At 52.9% G+C, this 12055-nt stretch carries 13 protein-coding genes; 5 read left to right on the top strand and 8 right to left on the bottom strand.

The window, feature by feature from the left end; translation table 11 throughout:
• From leuS to B2067_RS10810, 4 genes are all read left to right on the top strand, one after another.
• The coding region (leuS, locus tag B2067_RS10825) for a leucine--tRNA ligase (RefSeq protein WP_301388450.1) at nt 1-1588 on the top strand (1588 nt) is incomplete at its 5' end.
• Between the two features lie 178 nt (nt 1589-1766).
• Nucleotides 1767-2231 carry an LPS assembly lipoprotein LptE gene (gene lptE / locus B2067_RS10820; RefSeq protein WP_076515358.1) on the top strand — a complete coding sequence of 155 codons (465 nt, stop codon included), beginning with the start codon at nt 1767-1769 and terminating at the stop codon, nt 2229-2231.
• Entirely contained in the window at nt 2231-3247 is a 1017-nt protein-coding gene (holA, locus tag B2067_RS10815; protein WP_301388448.1) for a DNA polymerase III subunit delta, read from the top strand. The genes lptE and holA overlap by 1 nt, the downstream gene beginning before the upstream one ends.
• Before the next feature lie 241 nt (nt 3248-3488).
• Entirely contained in the window at nt 3489-4088 is a 600-nt protein-coding gene (locus B2067_RS10810) for a hypothetical protein (RefSeq protein WP_273089661.1), read from the top strand.
• 17 nt (nt 4089-4105) lie between these two features.
• On the opposite strand, the gene B2067_RS10805 is transcribed toward B2067_RS10810, so the two are convergent.
• The 7 genes from B2067_RS10805 to mpl all read right to left on the bottom strand — a co-directional run bounded on the left by B2067_RS10805 (nt 4106) and on the right by mpl (nt 10600).
• Nucleotides 4106-4942 (bottom strand): sugar nucleotide-binding protein, encoded by an 837-nt coding sequence (locus tag B2067_RS10805; RefSeq protein WP_301377662.1) that lies wholly within the window; start codon nt 4940-4942, stop codon nt 4106-4108.
• Nucleotides 4943-5011: 69 nt separating this feature from the next.
• Entirely contained in the window at nt 5012-5389 is a 378-nt protein-coding gene (locus B2067_RS10800; protein ID WP_301377660.1) for a hypothetical protein, read from the bottom strand.
• Between the two features lie 45 nt (nt 5390-5434).
• Nucleotides 5435-5686: a DUF2175 domain-containing protein gene (locus B2067_RS10795; RefSeq protein WP_076515367.1), complete on the bottom strand. Its 252-nt coding sequence runs from the start codon at nt 5684-5686 to the stop codon at nt 5435-5437.
• 106 nt (nt 5687-5792) lie between these two features.
• Nucleotides 5793-8255: a thrombospondin type 3 repeat-containing protein gene (locus tag B2067_RS10790; RefSeq protein ID WP_301388446.1), complete on the bottom strand. Its 2463-nt coding sequence runs from the start codon at nt 8253-8255 to the stop codon at nt 5793-5795.
• Between the two features lie 14 nt (nt 8256-8269).
• On the bottom strand, nt 8270-8617 hold the full coding sequence (locus tag B2067_RS10785; protein WP_297531237.1) for a hypothetical protein: 348 nt from the start codon (nt 8615-8617) through the stop codon (nt 8270-8272).
• A gap of 2 nt (nt 8618-8619) precedes the next feature.
• Nucleotides 8620-9240, bottom strand: a complete 621-nt coding sequence (locus B2067_RS10780) for a flavin prenyltransferase UbiX (RefSeq protein ID WP_301388444.1) — start codon at nt 9238-9240, stop codon at nt 8620-8622.
• Complete coding sequence (mpl, locus tag B2067_RS10775; RefSeq protein WP_297531233.1) at nt 9233-10600, bottom strand: UDP-N-acetylmuramate:L-alanyl-gamma-D-glutamyl-meso-diaminopimelate ligase; 1368 nt, start codon at nt 10598-10600, stop codon at nt 9233-9235. Before mpl ends, B2067_RS10780 begins: the two co-directional genes overlap by 8 nt.
• Before the next feature lie 131 nt (nt 10601-10731).
• On the opposite strand from mpl, the gene B2067_RS10770 reads away from it, so the two are divergent.
• Nucleotides 10732-11700 (top strand): class 1 fructose-bisphosphatase, encoded by a 969-nt coding sequence (locus B2067_RS10770; RefSeq protein ID WP_068439003.1) that lies wholly within the window; start codon nt 10732-10734, stop codon nt 11698-11700.
• A 26-nt stretch (nt 11701-11726) separates the two neighbouring features.
• On the opposite strand, the gene B2067_RS10765 is transcribed toward B2067_RS10770, so the two are convergent.
• Nucleotides 11727-12055, bottom strand: a 329-nt coding sequence (locus B2067_RS10765; RefSeq protein WP_301388441.1) for a response regulator, incomplete at its 5' end; no start/stop codon positions are given.

Genomic DNA, 12055 nt, shown 5'->3' with positions numbered 1-12055 from the left:
CACCGGCGCGATCATGGCCGTGCCCGCGCACGACCAGCGCGACTGGGAGTTTGCAACTAAATACGGTATTGAGATCCAACAAGTCATCGAACCTGCCAACGGTGAAGAGATTGATCTGAGCAAAGAAGCCTTTACCGAAAAAGGCACCCTGATCAATTCCGGCGAATTCGACGGTCTCGGTTTTGAATCAGCCTTTGATGCCATTGCAGAGAAACTCAAAAGCGAAGGCAAAGGCGAAATCAAAGTTAATTACCGCCTGCGCGACTGGGGGGTCAGCCGCCAGCGTTACTGGGGTGCGCCAATTCCGGTGATCCGTACACAGGACGGCGACACTGTTCCAGCACCGGAGAGCCACCAGCCGGTGATTCTGCCGACAGACGTAGTGATGGACGGCGTGAATTCGCCGATCAAGAACAATCCTGAATTCGAGAACATCGAACTCGACGGTCAACCGGCATTCCGCGAAACCGACACCTTCGATACCTTTATGGAATCGTCCTGGTACTACGCGCGTTACTGCTCACCGCAGGACGACACCCAGATGCTGGACCCGAAAGAAGCCAACTACTGGCTCCCGGTTGACCAGTACATTGGTGGTATTGAGCACGCGATTCTGCACCTGCTGTACGCGCGTTTCTTCCACAAGCTGCTGCGCGATGCGGGTCTGGTGAACTGCGACGAGCCGTTCAAAAACCTGCTGACCCAAGGCATGGTACTGGCCGAAGCCTTCTCCTACACCACGGAAAACGGCGCCAAAGAATGGGTTAACCCACTCGACGTGACCGTTGAGCGTGACGAGAAAGGCCGCGTGACCGGTGCCAAACGTACCGAAGACGGTCTGGAGCTGACGGCAGCGGGCATGAGCAAAATGTCCAAGTCGAAAAACAACGGCGTTGACCCTCAGGAAGCCATTAAGCAGTACGGTGCCGACACCGTTCGCCTGTACACCATGTTTGCCGCGCCGCCGGAACAAACACTCGAGTGGTCTGACTCTGGCGTTCAGGGCGCCCAGCGCTTCCTGCAGCGTGTATGGCGCTTAAGCTATGAGCTGCTGCAACAAGCAGATCGTGGTGACCTCGGTCAGCTGAACAAAGATGAAAAAGACGCACGCCGCAAAGTGCATGAAACCATTCAGAAAGTGAGCGACGACGTAGGCCGTCGTTACAGCTTCAATACTGGCATTGCTGCAGTGATGGAATTGATCAACACCCTGCAGAAGCAGAAACTCGATAGCGCTGGTGCTCGTGCTGTCGTCGCCGAAGGTCTGGACGCCGTGGTGCGCATGCTGTCACCGATTGCTCCGCACATTGCCCAGTCTTTGTGGGAGGCCTTTGGCAATGACGGTCTGGTTCTGGATGCGTCGTGGCCGGTAGTCGACAAAAAAGCACTGGAAAAAGACAGTATCCTGCTGATCGTTCAGGTAAACGGTAAAGTGCGTGCCAAACTGGAAGCGCCCGCTACCGCGAGCAAAGACGAACTCGAAGCCATGGCGATGGCAGACGACAGCGTTAAAGCCCAGATTGACGGTAAAACCGTACGAAAAGTTATCGTTGTGCCAGGAAAATTAGTCAACATCGTTGCTAATTAATGGAGCTAGCTGCGTTGCTCTGGCGGTGTTAAAAACCAGATTAAAATGCTCATTTATGACGTATAAACTGCGCTTTCAATCTGGTTTTTGCCTTGCCATAGCGGCCTCGCTGACGCTCCCGAAGCACTGAGTCCGGTTAAAAACATAGCCTTCAGGGTTTCTATTTTTCGGAATTAATATGCGCCACCTGATTTTCTTATTGTCACTCACTCTGATCGCCAGCTGCGGCTGGCAACTCAGGGGTGTTTCGGAGCTGCCAGAAGGCTTCCGTATTATTCACGTAAGTGGTGGCCCTCAGGGCATTCGTGAACAGCTAGTGCAGCGCCTTCGCTTTAATGACGTTGTTGTACCCGAACGAGCACTCGACGCACCTGCTCAGATTGAAATTAACGAATACTCCGTAGAGCGGCGTACTCTGACAGTAAATAGCGTTGGCCAGATTGCTGAATACGAGTTCAACGCATTACTTGATGTGACCGTAATCCGTGGAGAAGAGACGTATCAATTTGTCACAGAATCCCGGCGCACTCTGAGTAATGACGTCAACAACGTCGTTGCCACACAGCAAGAAGAACGACAGTTGCGCGATGCGCTGGATTCAGACTTGCTCAGTCGCTTGATGCGCCGTCTGGAACGCCTGTAATGAAATTACGTCAGGATCAGTTAGGGCCGCATCTCGCCAAAGAACTGGCTCCCTGCTACCTGATTTCAGGCGATGACCCGTTACTGGTCATGGAGGCTTGCGACGATATACGCAAAGCCGTCAAACAACAGGGCATTGATGAGCGCGAACTGTTTCATGCGGAAGCCGGTTTCGAATGGCGCACTCTGAGAGAAGAAGCGTCAGCCATGTCTCTGTTCTCCAGTCGTCGCCTGCTGGAACTACGCATCCCCAATGGTAAGCCTTCCGACAAAGGGGAGACGATTAAGGATCTTGCCGAGCATCCGTCGCCCGACAATATTGTGCTGATCATCTGCCCAAGACTCGATGCTAAGACGCAGAAAACCGCCTGGTATAAAGCGATTGAGAAACATGGTGTTGTACTGCCCATCTGGCCCATCGAGCGGAATCAGTACCCTAGCTGGCTGAAACGTCGCTTCCAGATGGCAGGGCTCCAGGCTGACCAGGCTGCCGTTTCTGCACTTGCTCACCAGACAGAGGGCAACTTACTGGCCGCAGTTCAGGAAATCGAAAAACTGCGGATGCTGGGCGAAACTAACGTCAGCGAAGAGCTTATTATGCAGAGTGCGGGCGACAGCTCCCGCTTCGATGCGTTCGGGCTGGCAGATGCCTGCTTGATGGGAAAGCTGGGCGAGGCAAACCGTATGCTGGGTCACCTGCGTTCTGAGGGGCACGAGCCGATTATGGTGCTGGGCGCACTGACCCGGAAGATCAGGCAACTGATTGCATTAAAGCCCTGTCAGGGGGCACAAGCACTCTCCGAGGGTTTCCGGTCTCAGGGCGTCTGGCCAAGACAGCAGGCCCCTTATAAAGCAGCCCTTCAACGTCTGTCGATGAAAGATCTCCACAGAGCACTGAGCACTGCGGCAGAGGCAGACCTGGCCGCCAAAGGCAGCGGCGACGACGCTTGGCTCAAAATGGGGCAAATAGTCATTATCCTGTCAGGTCAGGCAGACAAACTCTTTACATTGACCTGAAAAGAACCGTTAGCTCAGTCACACTTTTTTCCGATTGCCGCTGCCATACTCTCCTGAGTGATCCAATCAGCCTGAATTTGTACTCTGCCAGTCATATGGCTCACGACGACTAATCACGCGTCATGATATCGACAGAATTTGGCAATTAAGATTTCGGAAGTGTAGCCAGTGCCGTCATACCGGATTCATAATCCGGTAAAAAATAAGCGGTTTCAAAACCGCGTGTCTGATGGAGATTAAAATGAACACAGTAGCCCAGCAGCAGCAGAACAGCGATCTCGTATGGGATCTTGAGAAACTCAATCAGCACAAACGTGCGATGAATTTCGTAAAGCAGTTCGAAAACCGCTTCTGTGTATTCTCAACTTCCGTACGTCAGCTTTACACCAATTACAGTATTTTCTTCCCGGAAGAAGCACACCGCCAGATGGTGATTCTTCCAGATCCTTACGCCTTTCACGATACCTTCAGCCACCTGAACCCTGATGCTGTCAGTGCCACAGGCCTGCATGTCATTCCGGGTAACCTGATAGGCAAGCAAGGCCTGTATCTGGTGATTTCTCACAAGGATAAGAAGGTTCGCTCGGTGCCTATTCCGTTCCAGGAAGGTATGCGTCAGATTCTTCGCCGAACAAACAGCGACGATCCTTTCCTGCCCGTATTGATGAAAGGTGACCTACGTGAGTTCAACGACAAACTGCCGTGCCTGCACCTGCATCGTCTGCGGCTGAGCGAACTGTCTGGGCTGTCATCTCTGGAGCGTGAAAGTATCCGCAGCCTGATCACAGATAAGCTGATGGATCTCTACCAGAAGTCTGCGACTTTCAACACCGGCAGCTGACCCAAAAGTCTGAAATCTCAGGCGGTTTCTTTCGATGGGTCGTGGTAATAGGCCCGAACCAGACGCGCTAACCCTTGTCGCCACGCCTTATTCTTAATCCCAAAGGTGTGGAACAGAGACGTGTGATCAGCAATAGGTACCCACACCTCCGGTGTCATACCCCCCTCCTGAGTAGTCAGTTCTACGGCCGTCAAATCCTCAAACTGACGCGCCTCTGCCAGCAAGGCTTCTGCAAAGGTGTATGATGAAACCGGCTCAACGCCAGAAAAATGATAAGTTCCCCAGAGATCCTCTGCGAGATGAATCTGACGAAGCATCGCCAACACCACGATCGCAACATCGTCGACGGGGGTCGGTTCAAACTCACGCTGCATATCTAACGCCAGCGACGGCTCTGAGCGGATGACGCTGAGAATACGACTGGCAAAGTCGCTGCCATCGAGCGTTAGCAACTGCCCAACTCGAAGAATAATATGCTGAGGGTTCTCGGCCACCAGTATTTCCAGCTCAGCAAAAGCTGAGCTCAATTCACTGGTATTGTCGGCAGGTGACTGCTCCTTCACTGTTTCTTTGCTGCCCAGGTATCGATGCAAGGTGGAGAGCAACACCACCAGAGCACCCTCTTCCTGGGCCCGGCCAATCCAGAATTTAGCAGACTCAAAATCGGTAGTTTCATTCAGCGCTGGCGAAATTACGTACACCGGTCGGGCACTGGACTGCAACATCGGACGCTCAGTACTGGCAATAGACACGCCGCGATGAATGAGATTCTGTTCTGCCAGATAGCGACAGAGATAACGACCTATTGGGCGGTCTGCACCAATGACGTGGGTGTGAAAACTACTGATAGCCAAGTGCGTATTCCGAGTATGGAGTTCAAAAAAGCAAGGTTACCACTGCAATCCTTAGACAGCACGCGGGATTTAATCGACGGCCAGTGACAATTCACAGATCACATTCTGATTCCGTAATGCATCATTTCTGTTGGGATACATGCGAACGTCGTTGAGGCCGATAAGTAGAGCGAGACCTCCAGTAAGGCCGACAAACCCGGCTCTGTGCTCTTCAATAAACGGGGAATGTAACGCTAGTCCTTGTGCAAGCGCTTCATTGCGTACCATGCCTCCAGCCAAGGGATCTACGCAATCTCCCGGGCGACGAAATAGAGCGATCGACTGTGGACTGATGACAAGAGCATTGCCATTGACCAGCTCAGCCTCAGCCACAGGCGTACCATCTACCAGGGTCAGAAGCTTCCAGGCACGGATCAGATCAGATGAATTTTCAATAATCATAGACAAAAATGGCGACTTAAAAGTCGCCAGTGTACCCCACCCGAAAGCCCCTCAGAAGAGCTCAATTTCGCTGTCACCGCCGCCCTCGTCTCTGCGGCGCCGATCGTTGACTTCAGCAAGCACCATATCCTGCAGGTCCAGAAGCTCATCATCGGTAAGCTGACTGATATCCAGAGCCTGAAACGTACGCGCTAATGCCGCCTGCGCCTGATAACAATGCTGGTGGGCTGGGCCGCTACCCGGGACCGTAACACCACTGGTGCCGAATACGGGCTTTTTGCAATACACACAATTGAGTGACATAACTCTCCTTCGGGAGAAGTTGTTGACCTTCTTTGTGTGAGTATAGCCAGTGATCCCGGTTTCGCCTGCGAGGTGAGGTCAACCCCCGACCTTTACACAGTTGCAACTACTCGAAATTCACCGACTTCTCAGCACGGTTGCCAAACTTATCTTCGACAACCAGCGTCCAGCGAGTACTGTTGCCAATGATCTGGCATGGCACCATAACGTGGCCAGGGTAAGACACAAAACCATCGCAACGGTCCCCCATAACACTTTCAAGCCAGACTGACTCAATGCCGCGGCCATCATCATACGCCATGCCTGACAGCCTCTTCGTCTCATCGAGCCATTCTATGTCACCAATCACGGGAGCATCATAATCGGGGTAATCCGATTTATCCCATGGGTCCGTACCATCCCGCGCTTCAATATCGTTACTGAAGCCATCACCATCGAGATCAGTGTCTGTATTATCTCCAATGCCGTCGCCATCAAAGTCTGCCCACTCCGTTGGGTCAGATGGAAAGGCGTCCACGTCATTGCTGTAACCGTCATTGTCTCGGTCATCATCCAGCTCATCCGGAATACCATCACCATCGGAGTCCGGCGGTGTACTGGTGTTGTCGTATGGATCATACGATAGTTCGCGCTCATAGCGATTAATGATGCCATCACCATCAATATCCGGGTCACTGTTATCGCCAGTGCCATCACCGTCCGTGTCGCTCCATTCCTTGCGATTCAGCGGGAATACATCGCTGCCGTTCGGGACTTCATCACCGTCAATGTCTTTATCCAACGCGTCAGGAATGCCATCACGGTCCATGTCTGAAGGGGCACTTAATGGGTCTTTTGGATCTGTACCCAGCCGTACCTCATATTCATTGCTGATACCGTCGCCATCGATGTCGAGATCGATATTGTCGCCTTCGCCGTCTCCGTCAAGATCAGACCACTCAAGGGGATTATCAGGAAAAACGTCTTCCTCGTTCAGGTAGCCGTCACCATCTCTGTCCTGGTCAACAACGTCGGGGATTCCGTCGCCATCAGCATCACGAGGTACGGAGCCGGCATCTGCAGGATTCGTCCCTGCCTGTTCCTCATAAACGTTATCGATGCCATCACCGTCGCGGTCTCTGTCGCGATTATCGCCGATGCCGTCACCATCGAGATCAAACCACTCGGACGGGTCACGCGGAAAGAGATCAATATCATTGCCAATGGTGTCACCGTCGAGGTCGGTATCCAGCTCGTCCGGAATACCGTCCCCATCAAAGTCGTTCGGGACGCTGTCAGCATTGTAAGGGTCAAAGCTCAGGGTAAGCTCAAACTCGTTATTGATGCCGTCGTTGTCGATGTCTTCATCTGAGTTGTCGCCAAGGCCATCGCCATCAAAGTCCGCCCACTCAGAGGCGTCCTCAGGGAAGGCATCGTCTTTATTCAGATAGCTGTCACCATCGATGTCATCATCCAGTACATCGACAATGCCGTCTTTATCCAGGTCACGTGGCGTACTCGCAGGGTCTAAATCGTCTGAACCTGCGGTCTGCTCGACTTCATTACTGAAACCGTCATTATCCCGGTCAGGGTCTCGATTATCACCGATACCATCGCCGTCCGTGTCTATCCACTCTTCGCCATCCGACGGGAAGACATCGACACTGTTATCGACGCCGTCACCATCGAGGTCAGAGTCGAAGTAATCTGGCATGCCATCACCATCGACATCCGACGGCTTGCTATCCGGATCAAGAACGCCGGTGCCAAGATGCATTTCGAAAACGTTCGGAATACCGTCGTTATCAGCATCCGGATCTTCGTTGTCCGGGATACCATCGCCGTCGGTATCCGCCCACGCCGCACTGTTGTCCGGGTAGAGATCGACATCATTAGCAAAACCATCGCCATCACGGTCATCATCAAGGGTGTCAGGAATGCCGTCACGATCCGTATCGGCTGGCGCTGAAAAACGGTCATCCGGATCAGTACCCGCCTCCTCTTCGAAGCTATTGGCTACGCCATCACCATCACGGTCGGAGTCTGTATTGTCACCCGTTCCGTCGCGGTCAAGGTCTGACCACTCGTTTTTATCCAGCGGGAAGGCGTCGTCGACGTTAGGGACACCATCGTTATCCATATCAGGGTCAAGCAGATCTGGTATACCATCTCTGTCGCGGTCTTTCGGACGGGAGCTGGCACGCGTTGGGTCAAAGCCAAGCTTTTCCTCGTACTCGTTGCCAACACCATCACCGTCGAGGTCCTGATCCGTGTTGTCGCCTACACCATCGGCGTCCGTATCCTTCCAGTCGTTCGGGTCCTGCGGAAAGGCGTCTTTCTGATTGGGCACTCCATCATTGTCCATATCATCATCAATGGAATCAGGAATACCATCACCATCGATGTCTGTCTGGTCAGGGACATCAGGGTCAAAACCGGCAGCCGCCTCGAGAAAGTTCGGGAGTCCATCACCATCACGGTCCGGGTCCTGAGCATCTGCGATGCCATCATTATCGAGATCATCAAGGGCCGAATGGGCAGGCAGTGACAGCGCCGCTAATATCGCCAGCGCAAGTGGTGTACGCCACATAGTTCTTTTTATTCCTAAGGCTGTGTTCTGGCCAGATCAGGCTGGCATTCAACCGGACGATTTTTATCAGTCACCAGAATACCGGCAACGTCTTTATCATTCTGTGGTCTGAGTAACAGATAGCCACTCTCACAGAATGCTTCTTTGCCGGAAGACTTTTCGGATACTTTGACGGAATACTCGGGGCTCAGTGACAACAGCTTGAATTCAGCCACAGTAGCCCGGTCTTTCTCGTCAGGAAATTGAATATAACCGTAATGTTTGAGGGCCAGTACAGTAACGATGACACCAACAATAAACCCGATAAAGCTCCACTTCGCTTTGTCCGGTTCGTTGTATTGCTCAGGTGTACTTTCAGTCATACTTATTTCTCCGGAGATTCGCCCCACAAGGGCATCAGCTTGTGATCAATGCCGAGTTGATTCAGTATACGCGCGACAATAAAATCGATCAGATCATTGATGCTTTGCGGCTCGTGGTAAAACCCTGGGCATGCGGGCATGACCGTCGCTCCCATTCGGGTCAGGGTCAGCATATTCGTCAGATGTATTTCCGAAAATGGCGTTTCGCGAGGCACAAGAATCAGTTTACGCCGCTCTTTAAGGGCAACGTCCGCAGCTCGCTCGGTCAGATTATTGCTAGCCCCGGTAGCCACTGCAGACAAGGTTCCCGTACTGCAAGGGCATATCACCACAGGGCCCGGTTGGCCTGAACCTGAGGCCCAGGGTGCCATCCAGTCTTCCCGGCCGTATACCCTGACATCATCCTCATCACAGCCGTAGTATTTCTGCAACTCACGAGCCTGAGCCTGAGGCTTGGCCGGTAGCGTCAGCTCAGTTTCAGTTGCCAAAACCAGCAGCGCAGCTTTTGAAAAGATAAAATCAGCACCGACACCCGCAGCAATCAATGCCTGGCCAAGCCGCAACGCATAAGCAGAGCCAGAGGCTCCTGTCACTGCAATAAGGATTCGGCCAGCATCAGCCATACTTTTCCTCCAGAGCCTTGGCTAAACGTCGGGGCATATTATCAAAGCCTCCGTTGGACATCACAAGGATACGATCTCCCGGGCGCGCGTCATTGACGACCGCATCGACTATTTCCGCTGTCGATTGATAAGAATGTGCCGGGGCACGACACGCCCTCACGACATCCGACAATGACCAGCTGATATTTTCAGGCTCAAACCAATACGTGCCGTCAGCATCGTTTACCGAGCCCGCCAGTGTCTCTTTGTGAACGCCCGCTTTCATTGTGTTAGAACGTGGCTCCAGAACCGCGAGCAGACGTCCGTCAGTGTTAGTCAGCTGAGCCTTCGCCCCCTGAAGCGTGGTCGCGATCGCGGTTGGATGGTGCGCAAAATCATCATATACAGGAATTGCGCCTTCGGGGTTCACAAGCTCCATGCGCCGTTTCACCGATTGGAACTCAGCAAGTGCCTCGGCCGCAACAGCCGGGCTGACGCCCACATGAAACGCTGCCGCCATCGCCGCCACGGCGTTACTGACGTTGTGAGCGCCAGACAAGCTCCAATGGATGGGATACGCCTCGTCACGGACAGTCACTTCAAACTGACTGCCATCGGGCGCACTCATCGTCCATTGCCAGTCAGCTCCGGCCGATGAAAAAGTCGTCTGACTACTCCAGCAGCCCATAGACATCACACGATCAATTGCCTCACAGTCGGCTGGGCGAATGACCTGCCCGCTTTGAGGAATAGTACGGATGACATGATGAAACTGGCGTTCAATCGCCGCCAGATCAGGGAAGATATCGGCGTGATCAAACTCAAGGTTATTGGCAATAAAGGTTCGCGGGCGGTAATGCACGAACTTTGACCGCTTATCGAAAAAAGCCGTATCGTACTCGTCTGCTTCGATAACAAAGAAAGGGCTATCTCCCAATGTTGCAGAAGATGTGAAGTTCTCAGGGACACCGCCAATAAGATACCCCGGAGACATCCCCGCGAACTCAAGAATCCACGCCAGCATACTGGCGGTCGTGGTTTTGCCGTGAGTCCCTGCAACCGCTAACACCCAGCGGCCTTGAAGCACGTGATCGCCTAACCATTGAGGGCCTGAGGTATAGGGAATACCCCGCTCCAGCACATACTCTACCGAAGCGTTGCCACGTCCCATAGCATTACCAATAACAACAAGATCAACATCTTCAGGGATCCCCGCTGGATCAAACCCTTGCGTCAACGCAATGCCCGCCTGCTCCAGCTGATCGCTCATCGGCGGATAGACACCGTGATCGGATCCAGACACATCGTGTCCCAAGGCTTTTGCCAGCTGTGCCAGCGACCCCATAAAGGTGCCGCAGATTCCCAGAATGTGAAGCTTCATCCGTCGACCAGTCATCTTACAAAGCGGTTAGTTTACACGGCCACTGCCGTCTCCCCAACAGCCACTGAATTTCCGCACAGATTAAGGTAGTATGCGCCCATTACTTAAATCAGGACTATGAGGTTCGGAGCATGCAGCGCCTGCGCACTTTTCTCGACAACCACTGTAAGGATTCAGACGTCGCCAACATTATTGAAGGTCTGACGGTTACCTGTAAGGATATTTCACATCGCCTGCACCTGGGTGCACTGGCAGGCGTACTTGGCAGCGCCGGACAGGAAAACGTGCAGGGAGAATCTCAGAAGTTGCTGGATGTGATCTCTAACGACCTCATCAAAGAGTGTCTCGCAGCGATGCCTGCGGTGCGCGGTCTCGCCAGTGAAGAGGAGCCAGATCCGGTTGCCTGTAACCCAGAGGGTGATTATCTGGTTCTGTTCGACCCTCTCGACGGTTCATCCAACATTGATGTGAATGTCACTGTGGGAACCATTTTTTCTGTACTGAAAGCAGCCCCAGGGGCTGACGGTGGCGACGAAGCTACGTATCTGCAGGCTGGTAATAAGCAGGTTGCTGCAGGTTATGTTCTTTACGGTCCTTCGACCCTGCTAGTGTTCAGCACTGGCGAAGGCGTCCACAGTTTCACTCTGGACCCTCGTATCGGTGAGTTCGTACTGCAACGTGACAACATTCAGGTACCTGCGGAAACTCAGGAGTTCGCCATCAATATGTCGAACCAGCGTTTCTGGTTACCACAGATGCAGAACTATGTCGCAGACCTCCTGCAAGGCGAAGAAGGCCCTCTGGGTAAGCGTTACAACATGCGTTGGATTGCGTCTATGGTGGCTGAGATACACAGAATTCTGACACGTGGCGGTATATTCATGTACCCGTTCGACAATCGTGACCCTTCAAAGCCAGGCAAGCTCCGCCTGATGTACGAAGGCAATCCGATGAGCATGCTGATCGAGCAGGCTGGCGGTAAAGCCAGTACCGCCTTTGAAGATATTATGGACGTTGCCCCTGACGCGATCCACCAGCGTGTGTCTGTCGTTATGGGTTCAGCAGACGAAGTTGAGAAAGCCTGTTCCTACCATAAGTAAGCAGCGTTCTCTCTTCGATGTCTGACTCAGGTGGCTGTACTCTCCAGCCACCTTTCAGTCATCAGGATCAGCCCCTTAAGAGAAATCGGCTTGGCCATATAATCATTCATACCACTGGCAAGACATCGCTCTTCAACCTGATCGGTTGTATTCGCGGTACAAGCGATAATAGCCCCACTAAACCCTGCCTCACGCAACTTCTGACTCGTCTCAAAGCCATCCATTCCCGGCATCTGGCAGTCCATCAACACCAATGAAACGGATTGTTCTTCGACGGCGACTAACGCGGCAGCCCCAGACATCACGGCGATCACGTCACGATCAGGATGAATCCGCGCTAACATTTTTTCAGCTA

The organism is Thalassolituus sp. UBA2590, from assembly GCF_002339775.1.
Classification (GTDB): Bacteria; Pseudomonadota; Gammaproteobacteria; order Pseudomonadales; family Oceanobacteraceae; genus Thalassolituus.
This window is presented reverse-complemented; position numbering and strand designations above follow the sequence as displayed.

What these genes read in the sequence shown, in the direction of transcription:
- lptE (WP_076515358.1), top strand. Translation starts at nt 1,767, where the DNA reads ATGCGCCACCTGATTTTCTTATTGTCACTCACTCTGATCGCCAGCTGC.
- holA (WP_301388448.1), top strand. Translation starts at nt 2,231, where the DNA reads ATGAAATTACGTCAGGATCAGTTAGGGCCGCATCTCGCCAAAGAACTG.
- B2067_RS10810 (WP_273089661.1), top strand. Translation starts at nt 3,489, where the DNA reads ATGAACACAGTAGCCCAGCAGCAGCAGAACAGCGATCTCGTATGGGAT.
- B2067_RS10795 (WP_076515367.1), bottom strand. Translation starts at nt 5,686, where the DNA reads ATGTCACTCAATTGTGTGTATTGCAAAAAGCCCGTATTCGGCACCAGT.
- B2067_RS10790 (WP_301388446.1), bottom strand. Translation starts at nt 8,255, where the DNA reads ATGTGGCGTACACCACTTGCGCTGGCGATATTAGCGGCGCTGTCACTG.
- B2067_RS10785 (WP_297531237.1), bottom strand. Translation starts at nt 8,617, where the DNA reads ATGACTGAAAGTACACCTGAGCAATACAACGAACCGGACAAAGCGAAG.
- B2067_RS10780 (WP_301388444.1), bottom strand. Translation starts at nt 9,240, where the DNA reads ATGGCTGATGCTGGCCGAATCCTTATTGCAGTGACAGGAGCCTCTGGC.
- mpl (WP_297531233.1), bottom strand. Translation starts at nt 10,600, where the DNA reads ATGAAGCTTCACATTCTGGGAATCTGCGGCACCTTTATGGGGTCGCTG.
- B2067_RS10770 (WP_068439003.1), top strand. Translation starts at nt 10,732, where the DNA reads ATGCAGCGCCTGCGCACTTTTCTCGACAACCACTGTAAGGATTCAGAC.